This window comes from Kutzneria kofuensis (assembly GCF_014203355.1).
Taxonomy (GTDB): Bacteria; Actinomycetota; Actinomycetes; order Mycobacteriales; family Pseudonocardiaceae; genus Kutzneria; species Kutzneria kofuensis.
In genome coordinates this window covers 1,429,750-1,450,115 of sequence record NZ_JACHIR010000001.1, presented here as the reverse complement: position 1 = coordinate 1,450,115, position 20,366 = coordinate 1,429,750, and the positions used below count along the sequence as shown (strand labels likewise).

At 71.0% G+C, this 20,366-nt stretch carries 17 protein-coding genes; 14 read left to right on the top strand and 3 right to left on the bottom strand.

Annotation, left to right across the window (positions count from 1 at the left end; translation table 11 throughout):
• Positions 1 to 130 precede the first annotated feature (130 nt).
• Entirely contained in the window at positions 131 to 1,060 is a 930-nt protein-coding gene (locus tag BJ998_RS06560) for a serine hydrolase (RefSeq protein WP_221338489.1), read from the top strand.
• On the opposite strand, the gene BJ998_RS06555 is transcribed toward BJ998_RS06560, so the two are convergent.
• Genes BJ998_RS06555 through BJ998_RS06545 form a run of 3 tightly spaced genes read right to left on the bottom strand, consistent with a single transcriptional unit; the run spans position 1,050 to position 4,014 of the window.
• Complete coding sequence (locus tag BJ998_RS06555) at positions 1,050 to 2,009, bottom strand: LysR family transcriptional regulator (RefSeq protein ID WP_184859420.1); 960 nt, start codon at positions 2,007 to 2,009, stop codon at positions 1,050 to 1,052. The two genes, BJ998_RS06560 and BJ998_RS06555, sit on opposite strands and share 11 nt — an antisense overlap.
• An 11-nt stretch (positions 2,010 to 2,020) precedes the next feature.
• Positions 2,021 to 3,538, bottom strand: coding sequence for an MFS transporter (locus BJ998_RS06550; RefSeq protein WP_184859418.1), 1,518 nt, complete (start codon positions 3,536 to 3,538; stop codon positions 2,021 to 2,023).
• Positions 3,535 to 4,014 (bottom strand): flavodoxin family protein, encoded by a 480-nt coding sequence (locus BJ998_RS06545; protein WP_312889959.1) that lies wholly within the window; start codon positions 4,012 to 4,014, stop codon positions 3,535 to 3,537. The genes BJ998_RS06550 and BJ998_RS06545 overlap by 4 nt, the downstream gene beginning before the upstream one ends.
• Positions 4,015 to 4,458: 444 nt before the next feature.
• On the opposite strand from BJ998_RS06545, the gene BJ998_RS06540 reads away from it, so the two are divergent.
• The 13 genes from BJ998_RS06540 to BJ998_RS06480 all read left to right on the top strand — a co-directional run bounded on the left by BJ998_RS06540 (position 4,459) and on the right by BJ998_RS06480 (position 20,365).
• Positions 4,459 to 5,262 (top strand): 2-amino-3,7-dideoxy-D-threo-hept-6-ulosonate synthase, encoded by an 804-nt coding sequence (locus BJ998_RS06540; protein WP_184859416.1) that lies wholly within the window; start codon positions 4,459 to 4,461, stop codon positions 5,260 to 5,262.
• Positions 5,259 to 6,341: a 3-dehydroquinate synthase II family protein gene (locus tag BJ998_RS06535; RefSeq protein ID WP_184859414.1), complete on the top strand. Its 1,083-nt coding sequence runs from the start codon at positions 5,259 to 5,261 to the stop codon at positions 6,339 to 6,341. The genes BJ998_RS06540 and BJ998_RS06535 overlap by 4 nt, the downstream gene beginning before the upstream one ends.
• Positions 6,342 to 6,344: 3 nt before the next feature.
• Complete coding sequence (locus BJ998_RS06530; protein WP_184859413.1) at positions 6,345 to 7,718, top strand: class I adenylate-forming enzyme family protein; 1,374 nt, start codon at positions 6,345 to 6,347, stop codon at positions 7,716 to 7,718.
• A 59-nt stretch (positions 7,719 to 7,777) separates the two neighbouring features.
• On the top strand, positions 7,778 to 8,056 hold the full coding sequence (locus BJ998_RS06525) for an acyl carrier protein (protein WP_184859411.1): 279 nt from the start codon (positions 7,778 to 7,780) through the stop codon (positions 8,054 to 8,056).
• The gene (locus BJ998_RS06520) at positions 8,053 to 8,283 is read left to right on the top strand and encodes a phosphopantetheine-binding protein (RefSeq protein WP_184859409.1); all 231 of its coding nucleotides are present in this window, start codon (positions 8,053 to 8,055) and stop codon (positions 8,281 to 8,283) included. Before BJ998_RS06525 ends, BJ998_RS06520 begins: the two co-directional genes overlap by 4 nt.
• The gene (locus BJ998_RS06515; protein WP_184859407.1) at positions 8,280 to 9,398 is read left to right on the top strand and encodes a beta-ketoacyl-[acyl-carrier-protein] synthase family protein; all 1,119 of its coding nucleotides are present in this window, start codon (positions 8,280 to 8,282) and stop codon (positions 9,396 to 9,398) included. The genes BJ998_RS06520 and BJ998_RS06515 overlap by 4 nt, the downstream gene beginning before the upstream one ends.
• On the top strand, positions 9,395 to 9,895 hold the full coding sequence (locus BJ998_RS06510) for a hypothetical protein (RefSeq protein WP_184859405.1): 501 nt from the start codon (positions 9,395 to 9,397) through the stop codon (positions 9,893 to 9,895). Before BJ998_RS06515 ends, BJ998_RS06510 begins: the two co-directional genes overlap by 4 nt.
• Positions 9,892 to 11,559, top strand: coding sequence for a 3-aminoavenalumate diazotase (avaA6, locus tag BJ998_RS06505; RefSeq protein ID WP_184859403.1), 1,668 nt, complete (start codon positions 9,892 to 9,894; stop codon positions 11,557 to 11,559). Before BJ998_RS06510 ends, avaA6 begins: the two co-directional genes overlap by 4 nt.
• Position 11,560: 1 nt before the next feature.
• On the top strand, positions 11,561 to 12,049 hold the full coding sequence (locus BJ998_RS06500) for a hypothetical protein (protein WP_312889958.1): 489 nt from the start codon (positions 11,561 to 11,563) through the stop codon (positions 12,047 to 12,049).
• Between the two features lie 3 nt (positions 12,050 to 12,052).
• Entirely contained in the window at positions 12,053 to 12,991 is a 939-nt protein-coding gene (gene avaA7 / locus BJ998_RS06495) for a 3-diazoavenalumate denitrifying reductase (protein WP_184859401.1), read from the top strand.
• Positions 12,988 to 14,856 carry an FAD/NAD(P)-binding protein gene (locus tag BJ998_RS06490; RefSeq protein ID WP_184859399.1) on the top strand — a complete coding sequence of 623 codons (1,869 nt, stop codon included), beginning with the start codon at positions 12,988 to 12,990 and terminating at the stop codon, positions 14,854 to 14,856. The genes avaA7 and BJ998_RS06490 overlap by 4 nt, the downstream gene beginning before the upstream one ends.
• Entirely contained in the window at positions 14,853 to 16,193 is a 1,341-nt protein-coding gene (gene pcaB / locus BJ998_RS06485) for a 3-carboxy-cis,cis-muconate cycloisomerase (protein WP_184859398.1), read from the top strand. Before BJ998_RS06490 ends, pcaB begins: the two co-directional genes overlap by 4 nt.
• A 131-nt stretch (positions 16,194 to 16,324) precedes the next feature.
• Entirely contained in the window at positions 16,325 to 20,365 is a 4,041-nt protein-coding gene (locus BJ998_RS06480; protein ID WP_184859396.1) for a carboxypeptidase regulatory-like domain-containing protein, read from the top strand.
• The last annotated feature ends 1 nt before the right edge of the window (position 20,366 follow it).

The following is a 20,366-nucleotide window of genomic DNA, read 5'->3' as shown; positions in this document are numbered from 1 at the left end:
CGGTCGTCGCCTCCCACGTTCCGATATCACGTTCCATTGGACTAGACCAATGTCGGCCAGGCTTCCACAGTGTGCCCGGCCCGTCAACAACGGGCGGTCACGCGCCCATTAGCCTGCACTGGTGATCCGAATGGCGCTGCGCGGGTGCGCGCTCTTGCTTGCTGCCCTGGTCGTCGCCGCGTGCGGCGACGCCGGCGTGCCGGAGTCCGCGCTGCCACCGGTCACCGCGAGCGTGCAGGACCTCAAGAACTCCACGACGTCGTCGACGACGACCGCGACCACCACCAGCGCCACCCCGACCTGCCCGGCGCCGGGCACGGACTTCGACTGCGACCTGCGCCAGCGCATCCAGAAGGCGCAGGCGTACGTCGCCACGCGGCCGGGCGCGACCGGCATCGTGCTGCGTGACCGGCAGACCGGCCAGGTGTGGCGCAACGACAAGGCCGGCGACCTGGTCTGGACCGCGTCCACGATCAAGCTGGCGATGACGGTCAACCTGTTCCTGCGGGACCGGGCCGGGCAGATCAAGCTGACCGCGGACGACCGCGAACTGATCCGGCGCATGCTCAACAGCTCCGACGACAAGGCCGCGGACTCGCTCTGGTTCAAGTACGCGGGCGCCGACCACATGGCGTTCAACAACGCCTTCCCGAGCTACGGCATGACCTCGCTCCAGCCGCAGAAGGGCTTCAGCAACTTCTACCCCTACTGGGGCTTCCAGAAGTGCACGCCGGACGACCTCGACGGGCTGATCAACTACGTCCTGACCAAGCTGCCGGCGGACCTGCGCGACTACATCGTCGGGCAGCTGCGCGCGGTGGCGCCGGACCAGCAGTGGGGCGTGTGGGCAGCCGGTCCGGCGGCGCAGCCGGGCAACAAGGACGGGTGGTCGCTGGAACAGGGCGGCTGGGTGATGAACACGGTCGGCTTCGTCGGCCCCGACGCCCGGTACACCCTGGCCGTCATGAACAGCCTGCAGGGGCAGGGCGGCTACGACGAGGGCCAGGCGACCGACAACCAGGTCGCGAAGATCCTGTTCGACGGCCGCTTCACGGGCTGACGGCGGTGGCGGACTCCCACCACGCGGCGTACACGGGATGGTCGTGCACCAGGGTCTGGTAGCGCTTGACCACCTTGGCGTGCACCAGGTCCGCGAGCCCGGCGACCGGGGAGGTCGGCCGCCACACCAGCTGCATGGTGCGCTGCAACGGGTTTCCCACCAGCGGGCGCAGCACCATGCCCGGCACCGTCACGGCCGAGGGGTAGAACGCGGCGATGGCGTGTCCACATCGGACCATCATCGCCGCGGTGGCCATGTCCGCGCCGCGGTGCCGGCAGCGCGGCGTGAAGCCGGCCTCCTCGCAGGCCAGCCGTAGCGACGTGGTCAGCCCGGACAGCTTCTCGTTGGGCAGCACCCAGTCCTCGTCGGCGAGATCGGCCAGCCGCAACGCCATCCGGTCGGCCAGCCGATGGGACGCGGACAGCCCGATGTAGGCGGTCTCGTTGACGAGATTGCGCGTGCGCAACCCCTCCGGCAGCTGAACCGGCACCGACGGCTGCTGCCCGTAGACGGCGATGTCGAAGTCGGAGGCGTGCAGCACCTCGTTCAGGGTCTCGGGGGTGTGGGCCAGCTGCGTGACCTGCTCCCGGTCCGGCATCAGCTCGCGCACGGCGCTGGCCAGCATCGGCGTGATCGGGCCGAGCGGCCCGCACACCCGGATCGCGGCCGGCGGCTCGTCCCGCACCGCGAGCACCTTCGTGCTCTCCACCAGGTCGTCGAACTGCGCCAACACGTCCCGCGCCCGCGCGACGACGTGTTGGCCGAGGTCGGTGAGCGCGACACCGCTCGGGGTGCGGCGGAACAGGGCGCCGCCGAGCTCCTGCTCGATCCGCTGCACCTGCGCGGTCAGGCCGGACTGCGCGATCCGTAGCTGCGCGGCCGCGCGGCTGATGCTGCCGGCGTCCGCGACGGACTGGATCACCTGGAGATGTCGCAACTCGACCTGCATCGATCTTCCCCTCAGTCGGATGTGCCACCCAGACACACGGCGATCAGGACCAGTCCGCTCAGGCACAGGACGGCGCTCGTGCCGGCGGTGACCCGCATCGCGTGCAGATACGCGGAGGTGGCGGCCTCCGCCAGTTCGGGCCGACCGGCCGCGCGGGCGACGGACAGCGCCGCCTGCGCCGAGCCGAGGGCCTGTTGTGCGAGATCGTCCGGCAGCCCGGACAGCGCGGGCCGGAGCCCGGATCGGTACCAGGCGCTCAGGATCGTGCTGCCGACGGCGATGCCGAGCGTGCCGCCGAGCTGCCGCAGCCCGGACGTGACGGCGGAGCCGGCGCCGCTGCGCTCGGCCGGCAGGTCGTCCATCGCCGCGCTGGTCGCGGGTACCACGACCGTGCCCATCGAAAACCCCTGCACCAGCATCATCAGTCCGAACAGGACGATCGGTGTGGAGGCGTCGAACACCAGGTAGCACGCGAGCGTGCCGACGGTGACGATCATGCCGACGGACGCGACCCCGCGCACCGACCAGCGCCGCACCAGGGCCGGCGCCCACAGGTTGCCGGCGAGGATGCCGGCCGCGGTCGGCGCGATCGCCAGCCCCGCGCCGAGCGGACTCAACCCCAGCACGTCCTGCAGATAGAACGAGGCGTAGAACAGCTGCCCGGTGATGCCGAAGAAGGCCACGGTCAGCACCAGGCCGCCGCCGGCGAACCGACGCCGCAGGAACAGCCGGACGTCGAAACTCGGTGCCTTGGAACGGCTTTGCTGCACGGCGAACACGGCCAGCAACAGCAGGCCGGCGAGCAGCGGCGCCAGCACGGACGGCGAGTCCCAGCCGACGTCGCCGCCGATCTGGATCACGCCGTAGACCACGCCGAGCAGGCCGCCGAAGGACAGCACGAGCCCCGGCCAGTCCAGCGGCCGCTTCTGCGCGACGTGCAGCCGGGGCACCCACAACGCGGTACCCACCAGGCAGATCAGCGTCACGGGCACGTTGAGCAGAAACACCGAGCCCCACCACAACCGGCTCAGCAGCAGGCCGCCGACGATCGGGCCGATGGCCAGGCCGACCGCGGCCGCCGAGGCCCAGATCGCCACCGCCTTCGGCCGCTGCGCCGGCTGCGACGCCCGCAGCGCCACCGACAGCGTCGCCGGCGTGATGAGCGCCGCACCGACGCCCATGCCGCCGCGGCACAGCACAAGTTCCAGCGGTGTCACCGAAAACGCCGCCACCGTGGACGTGACCATGAACACCACGAGACCGGCGCACAACGCCCAGCGCGGACCGAACCGGTCGGCCAGCGCGCCGCCGGCGAACATCGCCGCCGCGTACACGACGGTGTAGGCGCTGATCGCCCAGGCCAGCTCGCCGGTGCCGGCGCCGAGCCCGGCCACCGGGTCGGCCAGGGTCTTCACGGCCAGGTTGAGCACCGAGCTGTCCATCGCCGACACCGTCTGCGCGAGCACGGCGACGCCCAGCACGGCCGCCCAGATCCGGGGCCGTACAACGGGATTCTCCGTGACGGTCACGACACCGGGGCCAGCGCCGCGCGGCCGGCGACGAAGATCGTGGCCTGCTCGGCGACGCGCCGGCCCAGGTGCTCGGCGGTGGCCAGGTCGGCCGCGTGCACGTCGTCGGGCCGGCTGCCCAGCAACGACTGCGCGGCGGCGCCGTCGTGGAAGCCCAGCCGGTTCATGTCGTGTTCGCTGCCGCGCGCGGTGTTCCAGCCGGATTTCAGGCCGAGGTTGACCCAGGTCATCCCGTGCTGGGCCGCCAGCGTCTGGAAGTAGCCCAGCGTCGAGGCCTTGTCGCCGGCCTTGTCGCCGGAGTTGGTGAAGCCGGCGGCGAGCTTGTCGTGCCAGGTCTGCCGCAGGAAGCGCCGGGACGTGCTCTCGGCGAACGCGTGGAACGCCGCCGAGGCGGTGCCCATGTAGGTGGGCGCGCCGAACACGATGGCGTGCGCGGCGTCCAAGGCGGCCCAGCCCGCCTCGTCGATCGTGTCCACGCTGACCAGCGTCGATTCGCAGCCGCTCACCGATGAGGCGCCGGCATGCACGGCGCCGGCAAATCTGGCCGTGTGTCCTGCACCGCCGTGGTATGCCACCGCAACGTGCACGGAAAATGCCACGATCGACTCCGATCATGTGAAGAATATGCGTCGGCACGGCCGTTGCCGGCCCGCTGTCAGCCATGCTAGCGAGGCCCCGCAAGGTCAACCATAGGCCGTCTGCCTGCGTGGACGTTCGTACCTTTGACACTTGACCAAACTCGCGCGCCGCTCATAGCAGACACTCTTCAAAGTCTCATCAGAGTTCACGTCAGCCATCATCGGAACAATCTCTGGGCGGACATAACTGCGAAGTTATCGCGATCTGTTAGTTGTCTCGGCTTCGTTTAACCGTCAATCATTCAATCGATCGCCGAACCGTTTGAACAGGAGGTGCGCACCGTGGCCGATCCCGGGAAGGCGTTCCGCACCCGGCGCCTGTCGCGCGCCGGGGACGGCCGGCACCTGTTCGTGCCGCTGGACCACAGCGTGTCGGACGGGCCGGTGGTGCCCAACGAGGAATGGGACGAGCTGATCCGCTCCGTCGTGCTCGGCGGGGCCGACGCCATCATCGTCCACAAGGGACGGATGCGGGCCATCGACCCGGCGCTGCTGGAGGACTGCGCGCTGGTCGTGCACCTGTCCGCCGGCACGTCGCATGCCGCCGACCAGCACGCCAAGGTGCTCGTCGGGGACGTGGAGGACGCGCTGCGGCTGGGCGCGGACGCGGTCAGCGTGCACGTCAACGTCGGCTCCGACACCGAGGCCAAGCAGCTGGCCGACCTGGGCACGGTCGCCAGCCAGTGCCAGGTGTGGAACGTGCCGCTGATCGCGATGGCCTACGCCCGCGGTCCGCGGATGGAAAGCTCGTTCGACCCCACCGTGCTCTCACACGTCGTCAACATCGCCGCCGACCTGGGCGCGGACATCGTCAAGACGTCGATGGCGCTGCCCGCCGAGCGGATGGCGGAGGTGACCGCCAGCTGCCCGATCCCGGTGCTGGTCGCCGGCGGCCCCGCTGCCGACACCGACCCCGACGGCTCGGGCCTGGTCGACTACGCCCGCACCGCGCTGGACGCCGGCTGCGCCGGCCTCGCCGTGGGCCGCCGGATCTTCACCTCACCGACTCCCCGCTCCCTGATGAACAAGCTCGCCGCCGTGCTGCACCCGGCCCAGGCCGCCGCCCAACTCTTGGAGACAGCGTGAAATTCGCTTGGATCGACCTGCGCACCGTTCCCCAGCCGCAGCTGGAGGCCGTGGTCGCGGCCGCCGTGCACGCCCGGATCGCCGGCGTCGTCTCGGACGACCCCGCGCTGCTGGCGACGCTCCCGCCGACCGTGCAGAAGGTGTTGCTGGGCCCCGAGTCGGGGACCGCCGACCTCGTCACGACGACGGTCGACGATGCCGACCAGCTGGACCGGCTGATCGCCGCCGGCCACACCGGCGTGGTCTTCGTCCGGGTCAGCGACGACCGGACGCTGCAGCTGGCCTGCACCGCGGCGGCCCGGCTGCCGTGGACCATCGTCAGCTTCACCGACCCCACGAAGATCCCGCTGGAGATCGTCATCGCGGCCGCCGACCGCTCGGACGGCAAGCTGGTGTGTGTCGTCGGCGACATCGAGGAAGCCACCATCGTGCTGGACGTCCTCGAACACGGCTCGGACGGCCTGCTGCTCGCGCCGCGTGACGCCAACGAGGTGTTCCAGCTGGCCCGGCTGCTCGAGGCCGGCACCAACGACCTGCAGCTGTCGACCCTCACGGTGGAGCGCATCGACCACGTCGGCCTCGGCGACCGGGTCTGCGTCGACACCTGCTCGCACTTCGAGCAGGACGAGGGCATCCTGGTCGGCTCCTACTCGTCCGGCTTCATCCTGTGCGTCAGCGAGACGCACCCGCTGCCGTACATGCCGACCCGGCCGTTCCGGGTCAACGCCGGCGCACTGCACTCGTACGTGCTCGGCCCGGACAACCGCACCAACTACCTGAGCGAGCTGCACTCCGGCAGCACCGTGTTGGCGGTGAACACCGAGGGCCGCACCCGCCGGGTCGTGGTCGGCCGGGCGAAGCTGGAGTCGCGCCCGCTGCTGCAGATCACCGCGCACTCGCAGGACGGCGTCGAGGTGAGCCTGACCGTGCAGGACGACTGGCACGTGCGGGTGCTCGGCCCGGGGCCGAAGGTGCGCAACGTCACGGAGCTGGCGCAGGGCGACGAGCTCCTCGGCTACATCGCCACCGACAAGCGACACGTCGGCATCCCGATCGGCGAGTTCTGCAAGGAGAGCTGAGCCATGCAGCTCGTCTCCGACCTGTTGTCCGAACATCCCGACGACCTGCCCTACCTGATCGCCGATCACGTTGTGACGCACGGGGAACTGCGCGAGGCGGTGCGGCAGGAGGCGGCGCTGTTCGCCTCGGCCGGCGTGCGCGAGGGCAGCACCGTCGCGCTGCAGGTGCCGCCCAGCTTCACCCAGATCGAGGTGTTGCTGGCGCTGTGGCAGCTCGGCGCGCAGGTGATGATCGTGGATCACCGGCTCAAGCCGGCCGAGGTGGAGCAGCTGCGGGCGATGTGCCGGCCGCAGCACGTGGTCCGGGCCGGCGCGGCCGGCTGGTCCCGGCTGAGTTTCCGGTCGCGGCACGAGCTCGTGACCGAGAAGCGGGCCGACGGCCTGCCGGCGTCCACCGAGCACCGGCTGATCCAGTTCAGCTCCGGCTCCACCGGCCGGCCCAAGGTGGTCGGCCGCACCGAGGCGTCGATCGCCGAGGAGATCCGCCGGTTCAACCAGCTGACCGGGATGCCGGCGCTGGGGGAGCGGGTGCTGCTGCTGAGCTCGACCGCGCACAGCTTCGGTCTGATCGCCGGGCTGCTGCACTCGCTGTTCGCCGGCGTGGGCGTGGTGTTCGCGTCGAAGGTGGCCGCCGCCGACATCCTGCGGGCGGCCGCCCAGCACGAGGTCAGCGCGATCTTCGGCGTGCCGTTCCACTACGAGCTGCTGGCCACCGCGGAGAACCCGCCGGTGCTGCCGTCACTGCGGTGCGCGGTCTCCGGCGGCGAGTTGATGCCGCCGGCCGTCGCGGACCGGTTCCACGAGGTGTACGGGGTGCGGGTCGGCGAGTCGTACGGCACCACCGAGACCGGCGTGATCGCGATGGACGTCAGCGGGCGGCTGCGGCCGACCGTCGGCCCGGCCACCCCGGGCATCCTGCTGCGCATCCGTGACGGCGAGGTCGAGGTGCGGCTGCCGGCGACGCCGTACCTCACCGCCGACGGCCAGGACCGGTACGTCGACGGCTGGCTGCGGACCAGGGACCGGGCCGAGCTGACCGTGGACGGCACGGTCCGGCTGCTCGGCCGGGGCGACTCGCTCGTGGTGATCGGCGGGCTCAAGGTCGACCTGCACGAGATCGAGGACGTGCTGACCCGGCACGCCTCGGTGTCGGAGGCGGTGCTGGTGCACGGCGATGTCATCGAGGCTTATGTGTCCACCGCGGACGGTGAGTTGACCGCGGAGGACATGGTCCGGTGGTGCGCCGAGCACCTGGCCGACTACAAGGTGCCGAAACTGGTGCGGGTGCTGCCGAAGCTGCCCCGCACCCCCAACGGGAAGCTCATTCGCGACCGCGGCGCGCTGCGTGCGGCGGCGCTGGTCTCCGGATCCGCCTGATCTGCCGATCGGCCCGATCTGCCTGATCGGCCTGGTATGCCTGAGAGGAACGAGAGAACATGACCGCGACCACCCTGCAGGATGCGCAGGTGCGCGAGTTCGTGCTGAGCACGCTCGCCGGTGAGATGAACGTGCCGATCGACCGGGACAAGATCACCGACGACAGCCCGATCGGCACCAGCGGCATCGACCTGGAGTCGCTCAGCCTGGTCGAGCTCACGCTGCGGCTGGAGCGGGAGTTCGAGGTGAAGATCCCGGACACCGACATCGAGGCCATCGGCGCCATGACGCTGGGCCAGCTGGCGGCCGACATCGTGCGACGGAAGGCCGCCCAGTGACCGAGCAGGACGTCCGGGAGCTGCTGGCCGACCGGCGGATCTTCCCGGACCTGCCGGCCGACCTGCCGTCCGACGCCGAGCTGGTGATCGACTCGATGGCGTTGGTGTGGCTGCTGCACCAGGTGAAGACCCGCTTCGGGGTGGACGCCGACCCGGACGACTCCGAGCTGGACGAGTTCACGTCCGTCGCCCGGATCACCGCCTACCTGAACCGGGTCCGGGCATGACCGGCGGGGTCGTCGTCACCGGGTACGGTGTGTTCACGGCGTTCGGCTGGGGCGAGAAGGCGTTGCGGGACGGGGTGTTCACCGGCACGCAGGTGTTCGCGCCGGCGCGCCGGTTCGACCCGACGCCGTTCCGGACGCCGATGACCGCCGCCGCGGCCGGCGACCCCGCTCTGGTCGACGTGCTCGGCGGCTGCGCCGACGACGCCGTGGACATGGCCGGCCTGGCGGCCGACACCCCGGCCGCGACGCTGCTCGGCTCGGCCGGCGACTGGAAGTCGGTGACCCGGTTCTCCCGGGGCCAGGATTTCGACCCGGGTGACGGTGTTCCCGGCGTGCTGGCCGCAAGGCTGGCCGACCGGGTGGGTTTTCGCGGCCCACGGCTGGCGTTCACCAACGCCTGCGTGGCCTCGGCGACGGCGCTGATCCACGGCTGGCGGCTGATCGCCGCCGGCCGCCAGGACGTGGCCCTGTGCGCCGGCGCGTACCTGGTCGAGGAGGAGAACATGGCCAAGTTCGACTCCGGTCGCACCCTGTCGCGGGACGGCGTCGTCCGGCCGTTTTCGGCGGACAGAACCGGTTTGCTGCTCGGTGACGGCGTCGCCGCCATCGTGCTGGAGTCCGCGGAGCACGCCGCCCGGCGCGGCGCGACCGTGCTGGCCCGGATGACCGGCTTCGGCGTCGCCTCGGACGCCTTCCACATCGCCAAGCCCCATCCCGAGGGCAGAGGCATCGCTTCGGCCATCTCGCAGGCGTTCCGCCGCGCGGGAGTGTCCGGAGTGGACTACGTCAACGCGCACGGCACGGGGACCCCGGCCAACGACGGCGCGGAGACGAACGGCCTGCGCGCGGCGGTGGGCCCCGACACCCCGATCAGCTCGACGAAGAGCACCACCGGCCACATGCTCGAAGCCTCCGGCGCGGTGGAATTCGTGGTGTCCCTCCTGACTCTGCTCGACGGCGTGCTGCCCCCCACGGCCGGGTACACCACCCCGGATCCGGCCTGCGACCTCGACTACGTGACCGAGGGACCGCGGCGGGCGCACGTCGACCGCGTGTTGTCGCTGAACGCCGCGTTCGGCGGCATGAACACCGCGATCCTGCTGGAGGCGGCGTGATCACCGTCGCTCACGCCGAAGTCGCCGGGGACCTCGACCCGGTGCCGGGCTTCATCGAGTCCGCCTTCAACCCGCTCGTCTACCACGCCGCGGCGCAGTGCCTGCACGGCCGGGAGTTCGACGGCTCCCGGCTGGCCGTGGTGGTGGCCAGCCTGGTCGGCGACTCGACCACCACCAGCCTGGCCAGCCGGCTGCTCGTCGACGGCCAGGTGCACAACGCCATCCTGTTCATGCAGGCCACCGCCAACGCCGTGCTGGGCTTCCTCAGCCGCGAGTTCGACCTCACCGGGCCACTGCTCAGTGTGTCCACAGTGGATGACGATCCGCTGGAGACCGCCGACCTGCTGCTGGCCGACCCCGAGCTGGACGCCGTGCTGCTGCTCACCGTCGAGCTGGCCGCCGACGAGCGGACGGCGGCCGCGTACCGGCTGCTCGGCCGCACCCCACCGACCACCGACGGCGCGTCAGCGCTCCTGCTGGAAAGGGACCCGCAGTGATTACCAAGGAAGAGCGCGCCCGGATCAACGCGGACACCGAGCTCGGCGCCGGCAACGTGCTGCACCGGATCAAGGCGTACGGGCGGCCGCTCGACGAGCCGGTGCTGTGGACCGACGGCACCTGGCAGGCCCCCGACGGCAGCCGGCCCGAGGTCCTCACCCTCGGCGAGCTGTACGAGATCGTCGAGACCTACGCCGGTTTCTACGCCAGCAAGGGCATCAAGCCCCGCGACGTGGTCGGCGTGCTCACCGCGTCCAGCACCGAGTTCGCGATCAACTTCATGGCGGTGAACTCGCTCGGCGCGATCCCGTCCTTCGCCAACGCCAAGCTGCGTCCCGAGATCGCCCGCGAGTACATCCGGCGGCAGGGCGCCTCCGGCGCGGTCACCGACGCCGAGCGGCACGAAACCCTGGCCCAGAGCGGGGAACTCGGCTTCGTGGTCACGGCGGACGACGTCAGGCCGGAGCACCGCGAGCACCTGCCGAAGACCGGCTGGCCGTACCGGCACGACAAGACCGACCCGATCATCATCTCGCACTCCTCCGGCACCACGGGCATGCCCAAGGCCGTGCCGCACACCCACGAGACGCTGCTGTACGCCCAGCTGCACCGGCTCAAGCTGTCCGTCGGCGGCTCGATGGGCCGGCTGCTGGTCGCGTTGCCGGGCAACCACAACGCCGCCATGTCGGTGATGATGTTCGGCCTGCTGCTCGGCTCGCCGGTGATGATGCTGTCCAGCCAGCGCGGCGAGGACGTGCTCGACGCCGTGCAGAAGTTCAAGCCCACCACGGTCTTCGGCTTCTCCGGCACGTACGCGCAGATGGCCACGGCCGATCTGTCCCAGTGGGACACTTCCAGCATCGAGGCGTACTACAACACCGGCGACGCGGCCCACGAGGCGCACATCCGGGTGTTGGTGGGGCTGGGCAGCCACGAGGAGATCGGCCCCGACCTCAAGCCGCACCGCGTGCCCGGCTCGGTGTTCACCGACGGCCTCGGCTCCTCGGAGACCGGCTACTCCATCTTCCACAACGGGCACAAGCCCGGCAGCGCCTCGTTCGGCCGCTGCATCGGCAAGCCGATGAGCTTCGCCCAGGCGGCCGTGCTGTCCGAGGACGGCCGCCCGCTGCCGCCCGGCGAGATCGGCCGGCTCGGCGTCAAGTCCCCGACACTGACGCCCGGGTACTGGAACGACTCCATCACCTGGCACCGGCTGCGGCTGGGCGGCTACTGGCTCACCGGCGACCTGTCGTACCAGGACGAGGAGGGCAACTTCTACCACCTCGACCGGGTCCCGGACGCCATCCGCACCAAGGACGGCATCGTCTTCAGCACCCGCACCGAGGAACTGCTGCTGGCCAACCGGCCGGAACTCGTCGACTGCACCGTGACGGCGATCGTCGAGGACGGCGTGCAGGCCGACTGGGACGGCGACGGCATCGGCGAGGCCTACGTGTTGTTGCAGTTCGCGGGGGCCGAGGACCCGGCGGAGGACCTGACCGCGTGGGTGAACGAAGTGCTGGCGCAGCACGGATTCCCGCCCGTGACCAGGGCGCTGCGCATGGATTACACCGACGTCACCGTCGGCGTGACCGGTAAGGTGCTCAAGCGGGTGATGCGCGAACGGGCCAAGGAGCTGGTCGCGCGCGCCGAGGGGAAGTGACGTGGGGGCTCCGATGGAGGTGTACCGGCTGTGGTGGCTGCACGACGCCCGCTGGTACCAGGGGGTCGCCAGCCGCTACGGCCAGGACGTCGCCAACGAGATCAACGCCGAGGCGATGCGGTTCGTCGCCACCCGCGTGGGCAAGCAGGTCGCGCGGGCGCACGGTGAGCCGGTGGCGGAGGCCGACTCGGCGACGCTGGCCAAGCTGTACGAGCGCTGCGCCGACATCATGTTCCCGAACGAGCTGCGGGACGGCGGCGTGACGGCGCTCGACGACGAGTTGCTGGAGCTGACCATGCGGCAGAACTTCGCCGTGGTGATGGTCCGGATGGCCGGCTCGCTGGACGGATACCGGTGCCCCTGCACCGAGATCCACGCCGGCTGGTCGGACGGGCTCGGCGTGACGCTGACCGAGAACAGGGCGACCGCCTGCCTGCGGCACGGGGATCCCGCGTGCCGCCTGCTGATGCGGGTCGGAGGGAGAGGCTGAGAGATGCGGGTGCTGCTGGCCGGTGCGACCGGGGTGATCGGGCGGGAGCTGCTTCCGTTGCTGCGGAAGGCGGGTCACCACGTGACCGCGCTGGCCCGCGGCTCCGCCCGGGACGTGGACGCCGATGCCGTGGTGGCCGCGGACCTGTTGGACGCGCCCGGGCTGGCGGCCGCCGTCGCCGCGGCGCGGCCGGAGGTCGTGGTGCACCAGGTGACGGCGTTGCGACCGGCCAGCGGCGACACCCGTTGGGAGGTCTTCGAGCGGACCGCGCACGTGCGCCGCGTCGGCACGGCCAACCTGGTCGACGCGGCCCGTGCCGCCGGCGCGCGGCGCATCGTGGCGCAGAGCATCGCCTTTGCCACGACGCCTTCCGGTGATCCCGTGCTGGGCGAGGATGCGCCGCTGTTCGTGGACGCTCCGGACGCGACCTGGGCGATGACCGTCCAGGCCGTCGCCGAGCTGGAGCGCTTGGTGCTGGCGGCCGACGACCTCGCGCCGATCGTGTTGCGGTACGGCAGTTTGTACGGCCAGTACACGCTCTACGACGCCTCCGGCGCGATCGGGCAGGCGGTGCACCTCGGACGGCTGCCGCTGGTCGGCGACGGCGCCGGGCTCACGTCGTTCCTGCACGTCCGGGACGCCGCCCTGGCGGCGGCGTCGGCCGTCGAGCATGCGGCAACCGGCGTGTTCAACATCGTGGACGACGAGCCCGCGCCGGCCCATGCCTGGCTGCCCGGTTACGCCGAACTGCTCGGTGCGCCCGAGCCCAAGCGGGTTCCCGTCGACCTGGGGGAGCGGCTGCTCGGCTGGTACGGGGCGTTCCAGCAGACCCGGCAGCGCGGCGCGTCCAACGCCAAGGCCCGGGCCGAGTTCGGCTGGCGGCCGACCGTGCCGAGCTGGCAGGACGGTGTCTGCCAGGCCCTGTCGGAGGTTTCACGGTGAGGATCTGCATCATCGGGGCCGGTCCGCGCGGCACGTCCGTGCTGGAACGGATCATCGCCAACCGGGCGCCGGGCGTGCCGGTCGCGGTGCACGTGATCGACCCGTACCCGCCTGGCGCGGGCAGTGTGTGGCGGATCAGCCAGTCCGGCACGCTGCTGATGAACACCGTTGCGTCGCAGGTCAGCCTGTACACGGACGACAGCGTCCCGCTGGAGGGCCCGGTCGTGCCGGGGCCGAGCCTGTACGAGTGGGCTTGCGGTGTGGGCGACGAGTATCCGGAGCACGTGCGGGCCGAGGCCGCTGATCTCGGGCCGGACACGTATCCGAGCCGCGCGTTGTACGGCCACTACCTGGAGTGGGTGTTCACGCAGCTTCTTGACGGCGAGGTCGACGTGACGGTGCACCGGGGCACCGCCGTGGCCGTCGACGACCAGCCTGATGGCCGGCAGACCGTGCGGTTGAAGAACGGGTCCACTGTGGACGATCTCGACGCCGTGGTGTTGGCGTTGGGGCATGGGCCGGTCGTGCTGACCGCCGAGGAGACCACGCTGCGGGACTTCGCGGCGGAGCGGGGGCTGACTTACATTCCGCCGAGCAACCCGGCGGACCTGGACCTGTCCCGGATCGAGGCGGGGGAGAAGGTGGCGCTGCGCGGGCTGGGGCTGAACTTCTTCGACTACCTGGCGCTGTTCACCGAGGGCCGCGGTGGCCGCTACGAGCGCACCGAGGACGGGCTGGTGTACCACCCTTCCGGTCTGGAACCCGCGCTGTATGCCGGATCCCGGCGTGGCGTCCCGCACCACGCCCGTGGCGAGAACCAGAAGGGTCAGGTCGGTCGGCACCAGCCGGCCTTCCTCACCCCGTCGGTGATCGAGCGGCTGCGAAAGTCCGGTCGGGTGCGGTTCATGCGTGACGTGTGGCCGTTGATCGACAAGGAAGCCCGGGCCGTCTACTACGCCACGCTGCTGGCCGACCGGCTGACTCCGGCGCAGGTTGCGGAGTTCTCCCGGCTGTACGTGGAAGCTCTTCGCGACGGCCTGGACGATTCCGAGCTGCTGGCTCGATTCGGCGTGGTGGCGGAAGAACTCTGGAACTGGGAGCGGATCGCCAAGCCGTACGGCGAGAAGGCGTTCGCCGACCAGGCCGACTACCAGCGCTGGCTGCTCGGCTACCTGCGCTCCGACGCGCGGGAGGCCAAGCGCGGCAACGTGTCCAGCCCGTTGAAGGCGGCACTGGACACGCTTCGGGACCTGCGCAACGAGATCCGGATGGTCGTCGACCACGGCGGCATCACCGGCGGCTCCTACCGTGACGAACTCGCCCGCTGGTACACGCCGTTCAACGCCTTCCTGTCCATCGGGCCGCCGCTGCGCCGGATCGAGGAGATGACCGCGCTGCTGGAGGCCGGCGTGCTGCGCGTGCTCGGCCCCGGTGTTCGGGTCGGCCTGGGCGAGACGTTCATGGTCGACGCGACCTCCGTGCCGGCTCCGCCGATCGCCGTCACCACGCTCATCGAGGCCCGGATCCCCGACGTCGACCTCAACCGCAGCGCCAATCCGCTGCTGCGGTACCTCAAGGTCACCGGGCAGTGCCGTTCCTTCCACATCCCCGACGAGGGCTCCGAGTCGTTCGAGAGCGGCGGCGTCGCCGTCACCGCTCGCCCGTATCACGTGATCGACGCCACCAACCGGCCCCATCCCGCTCGGTTCGCCTACGGCGTGCCCACCGAGTACGTTCACTGGGTGACCGCCGCCGGTATCCGTCCCGGCGTCGGCTCGGTGACGCTGGAGGATTCCGACGCCATCGCGCGCGCCGCGCTGGCCGTGCGGACGATGCCGGTGGCGGTGGTTGGGAGGCTGGCGTGACCGGTACCGACGCTGGGTTGCTGGCGCCGACCTGGGCCGGCACGCCCGTGGCAGGAGAGACCGACGACGAGGCTTGGCTGCGGGCCATGGTCGACGTCGAGGCCGCCCTGGCCCGGGCCCAGGCCCGGCTCGGGGTCGTGCCCGACAGCGCCGCCAGGGCCATCTCCGCCGTCTCTGCCGAGCAGTTGGACGTTGTCGAACTGGCGGTCGCCTCGCGCGGGGCCGCCAACCCGGTTGTCGCCTTCGTACCGGCGCTCATGAAGCTGGTGCCGGCTGAGGTTGCCGAGTACGTGCATCGGGGCTCCACCAGCCAGGACATCCTCGACAGCGCCACCATGCTTGTCGTGCAACGGGTTCGGTCCCTGCTGTTGGCCGACCTCCGCCGCTGCGCCGACGCGTTGGCCCGGCTCGCCGCCGAGCACCGGACGACGTTGATCGCCGGCCGGACGTTGACCCAGCACGCCGTGCCCACCACCTTCGGCCTGAAGGCGGCCGGCTGGCTGTCGCTCGTGTTGGACTCCATCGACCGGTTGGAAGCCCTGGTGCTGCCGGCCGAGCTCGCCGGCGCCGCCGGAACCCTTGCCGCCTATGTGGAGTACGGCCGCCTGGCCGGCGTCGACGCCGGTGTGCCGTTGGTCGCCCCCTTCGCCGAGGAGCTCGGGCTCGCCGAACCCGTCGCCCCGTGGCACACCCTGCGCACCCCGATCGTCGACGTCGGCAACGTGGTGCAGTTCGTCGCCGGCGCCCTCGGCAAGATCGGCATCGACGTGCAGGTCCTGTCCCGCACGGAGATCGGCGAGGTCGCCGAGCCCGCCGCCGACGGCCGGGGCGCTTCGTCGGCCATGCCCCAGAAGCGCAATCCCGTGCTGGCGACGTTGATCGTCACCGCTGCCCGCCAGGTGCCCGCCCAGGTGTCGGTGCTGGCCGCCAGCATGGTCGCCGAGGACGAGCGCCCCGGCGGCGCTTGGCACGCCGAGTGGCAGCCGCTCCGCGAATCCCTCCGCCTGGTCGGCGGCGCCGCCTTCACCGCCGCTGAGCTGCTCGAGGGCTTGGAGGTGTTCCCCGATCGCATGGCCGCCAACCTGGCCCTGTCCGGTGGCGGCATCGTCAGCGAACGTCTCAACGTCGCCCTGGCTCCGGTGCTGGGCAAGGCCGTCGCGAAGAAGGTGCTCGGCGAGGCGTCCCGGGAGGCGTCGGCCACCGGGAAGTCCCTGCGCGAGGTCCTCGCCGGCAAGATCGAGGCCGAGCTCCCGCTGGACGACCTGCTCGACCCCGCGCACTACATCGGCGACGCCCCCGCCCTGGTGGATCGGGTGCTGCGGCGCTATCGGGGTTGAGCCGTTCGGCCCCTTTTTCTGTCAAGCATCAAAAAATTGCGGGACGGTGTCCGCATCTTGTCCGGTTTTACGCAACGGCAGGGTGCGAAGATCCGAATCGTTGGCCGCCACGCCAGCGAAAGGACACACAGTTGCCCGCACTACGAACGCTGCTCGCGGTGGTGGCGACAGCCGTTGCGGCCGCGCTGACGCCGGTCGCGGCGGCGGCCGCGGCTCCCGCGCCGCCGGTGCCGCAGGCCGCCGAGCACGTCTGCCCGCAGAAACCCAGACCGGGCGAGGTCACCTGTTTCGCGCTGCAGCGCACCGATGTCAAGGGTGCGGCCGGGGTGCACGCGAACGCGGCGCCGGCCGGCTACGGCCCGACCGACCTGGGAAGCGCTTACAACCTGCCGTCGGCGACCGCCGGTGAGGGCCAGACGGTCGCGATCGTCGACGCCTACGACTACCCGAACGCCGAGGAGGAGCTGGCGATCTACCGCCAGCAGTACGGACTGCCGCCCTGCACCACGGCCAACGGCTGCTTCAAGCGCGTCGACCAGCGCGGCGGCACGCAGTATCCGGCGCAGAACGCGTCCTGGCAGCGCGAAGAGGCGCTGGACCTGGACATGGTGTCCGCGGTCTGCCCGAGATGCCACATCGTCCTGGTCGAGGCCGACGACCCGCAGGTGCCGAACATGGGCGCGGCGGTGAACGAGGCCGTGGCGCTGGGCGCGAAGTTCGTCTCCAACAGCTACGGCGCCGACGAGGACCCGGCGGAGCTGGAGATCGACAGCGCCTACTACGACCACCCGGGCGTGGTCATGACGGTCAGCGCCGGCGACTACGGCTACGGCGTGGAGTTCCCGGCCTCGTCGCCGCACGTCACGTCGGTCGGCGGCACGTCGTTGCAGCGTGACGCCAGCGCACGCGGCTGGACCGAGTCGGCGTGGAGCGGCAGCGGCAGCGGTTGTTCGGCGTACGAGGCGAAGCCGGCGTTCCAGCGGGATTCCGGCTGCGCCAACCGAACCGTCGCCGACGTCTCCGCGGTCGCCGACCTGAACACGCCGGTCGCCGTCTACGTGCAGGGCGGCTGGGTGGTGATGGGCGGCACCAGCGTCTCGTCGCCGATCATCGCCGGCGTGTACGCACTCGCCGGCGCCCCGCCGGCCGGCTCGTACCCGAACACCTTCCCGTACAAGGATTCCCGGGCGTTGAACGACGTCGCCGGCGGCGCCAACGGCAAGTGCTCGCCGGCGTACCTGTGCACCGGCGGCCCCGGCTACGACGGCCCGACCGGCCTCGGCACGCCCAACGGCATCGCCGCCTTCACCGCCGGCCCAACGGGCTCGGTCACCGGCACGGTGACCGACAACACCGGCAAGGCCCTGGCCGGCGCGCAGGTGAAGATCGGCGATCTGTCCGCGAACACCGACTCCGCCGGCCATTTCGCGTTGGACGTGCCGGCCGGCACCTACACCGCCACCGCCACCAAGTTCGGCTACGAAGACGCTTCGGTGAGCGGCGTCGCGGTCGGCGACGGCCAGACCGTGACCGAGAACTTCACCCTCGCGGCCATCCCGACCACCACGGTTTCCGGTGTGGTGCGGGACGGTTCCGGCCACGGCTGGCCGCTGGCGGCGCAGGTGCAGGTCGCCGGGCAGCCGACGACGGCCGTGCACACCGACCCGGTCAGCGGCCGGTACACGCTGACCGTGCCGCAGGGCGCCACCTACACCGTGCAGGTCGATCCGGCCTATCCGGGTTACCTCCAGGATTCCCAACAGGTTCAGGTCGGCAAGGCGGCCGTCGGCCACGACGTGGCGATCAAGGTCGACCCGGTGACCTGCGGGGCGCCCGGCTACGACAACAAGTTCAGCGGCGCGACCCAGTCGTTCGACGGATCGTCCACTCCGGACGGTTGGACCGTGCAGAACACCGTGCCCGGCAGCCGGCCGTGGGAGTTCGACAACCCCGGCCGCCGCAGCAACAACACCGGCGGCAGCGGAAACTTCGCCATCACCGAGAGCAACCTGGAGGGTGGTGACCAGGACACCACGCTGACCAGCCCGGTGTACGACCTCAGCGCGGCCGCCAATCCCACGCTGACCTTCGGCACCGACTTCGAGGCGTACGGCGACTCGATGAACGCCTCCGTCGAGTACACGGTGGACGGTGGCACGACCTGGACACCGGTGTGGCGGCACAACTCCCAGGACGCCTCGGGCAAGCAGGTCCTGCCGCTGCCGGCCGCGGCCGGCAAGTCGGCGGTGCAGGTGCGGTTCCACTACGTGGAGGAGAACTTCGGATTCTGGTGGGAGGTCGATGACGTGTTCGTCGGCGACCACGCCTGCACGCTGACGCCCGGCGGCATCGTCACCGGGCACGTCACCGACAAGGTCGCCAACGTGCCGCTGGCCGGCGCGGCAGTGACCAGCGTCGACCACCCGGCGGACAAGACCACCACCAGTGGCGACGGCTCGTACTGGTTCTTCTCCACGCAGACCGGCACGCACCCGATCAGCGCGGCGGCGACGAACTACGTCACGGCGACCACGTCCGCCACCATCACGCCGGACGGCGTGACGCCGCAGGACTTCTCGCTGGACTCGGCGCGGCTGACCGTGAACACCACGGCGATCAGCAAGAGCGTTGCCTGGCAGGGGAACACCACCGCCACGGTCAAGGTGACCAACACCGGCACCGCGCCGGCCGACGTCCGCCTCGATCCGCGGCCCGGCGGCTACACGCCGGCGGCCCAGGTTTCCGCGCCGCTGCGGAAGGTCAAGGGTGACTTCAGCACCGGTCCGTTGCTGGGCAAGGCGAAGACCGCCGCCGTCGCGGACACCACGCCGGCCGCGGCGTCGTGGCAGAGCGTCGCCGACTACCCGACGAAGATCATGGACAACGCGGCCGTCACGGTGAACGGCAAGGTCTACTCGTTCACCGGCCTCAACGGCACTGACCTGACCACGAAGAACTACGTCTACGACCCGGGCACCCAGTCCTGGTCGCCGATCGCCGACCTCAAGGAGGCCCGCGAGAACCCGTTCGCCGTCGCCATCGGTACCAAGGTCTACCTGGCCGGCGGCTGGGGCGTGTCCGGGCCGCCGAACGGCGACCTGGAGATCTACGACACCGCCACCAACGCGTGGACGACCGGCGCCCCGATGCCGAAGGCGTACTCCGCCATGGGCAGCGCGGTGGTCGGCGGCAAGGTCTATGTCGTGGGCGGCTGCCTGCAGGATTCCTGCGGTGTCACGGACGTCCAGGTGTACGACCCGGCGACGAACACGTGGTCGGCCGGCCCGTCGCTGCCGAAGGCGTTGAGCTGGACCAGCTGCGGCACCATCGCCGGCACGCTGTACTGCGCCGGCGGGGCGAGCGGCCTGGACTACGTCGGCGTCGGCTTCGGGCTGAACACCACGACCGGCGTCTGGTCGCCGATCGCCAGCCTGCCGGTGTCGGTGTTCGCGGCGTCCAGCTCCGTCGGGAACGGACAGTTGCTGGTGTCCGGCGGCATCCAGGACGGCAGCCTCACCAACGCCGGCTACGCCTACGACCCGTCGACCAACAGCTGGAGCCCGCTGCCCAACGCCAACGCCACGTTGTTCCGTGGCGCAAGCGCTTGCGGGTTCTACCGGATCGGCGGCTCGGCCGGCGGCTTCAGCCCGACCACGCAGGACCAGCTGCTGCCCGGTTACGACCAGTGCGGCGAGTACGTGTCGATCCCGTGGCTGTCCGTCGCGCCGCAGAACGCCGTGACGATCGCGCCCGGCAAGTCGGCCAGCTTCACCGTGAAGCTGGACGCCGCGTCGCTCGCCCAGCCCGGGGCGTACACGGCGTCGCTGGAGGTCGCCGCTGTCGTGCCGCACCCGGTCGCGGCGATTCCCGTGACCTTCACGGTGAAACCGCCCGCGACCTGGGGCAAGATCACCGGCACGGTGACCGGCCTGGCCTGCAAGGGCGGCGCGGCGCCGATCCCGGGCGCGACCGTGCAGATCGACACCTGGGCGGCGTCGTACACGCTCAAGACCGACGCCAACGGGAATTACGTGCTGTGGCTGGACAACCGGAACAACCCGCTGACGTTGATCGTCGCGCGGGACGGCTGGCAGCCGCAGACCCGGCAGGTGAAGATCAGCAAGGGCAGGTCGGTGACCGCCGACTTCGCCCTGAAACCCGTGTCCTGCTGAG

What these genes read in the sequence shown, in the direction of transcription:
- BJ998_RS06560 (WP_221338489.1), top strand. Translation starts at nt 131, where the DNA reads ATGGCGCTGCGCGGGTGCGCGCTCTTGCTTGCTGCCCTGGTCGTCGCC.
- BJ998_RS06555 (WP_184859420.1), bottom strand. Translation starts at nt 2,009, where the DNA reads ATGCAGGTCGAGTTGCGACATCTCCAGGTGATCCAGTCCGTCGCGGAC.
- BJ998_RS06530 (WP_184859413.1), top strand. Translation starts at nt 6,345, where the DNA reads ATGCAGCTCGTCTCCGACCTGTTGTCCGAACATCCCGACGACCTGCCC.
- BJ998_RS06525 (WP_184859411.1), top strand. Translation starts at nt 7,778, where the DNA reads ATGACCGCGACCACCCTGCAGGATGCGCAGGTGCGCGAGTTCGTGCTG.
- BJ998_RS06515 (WP_184859407.1), top strand. Translation starts at nt 8,280, where the DNA reads ATGACCGGCGGGGTCGTCGTCACCGGGTACGGTGTGTTCACGGCGTTC.
- avaA7 (WP_184859401.1), top strand. Translation starts at nt 12,053, where the DNA reads ATGCGGGTGCTGCTGGCCGGTGCGACCGGGGTGATCGGGCGGGAGCTG.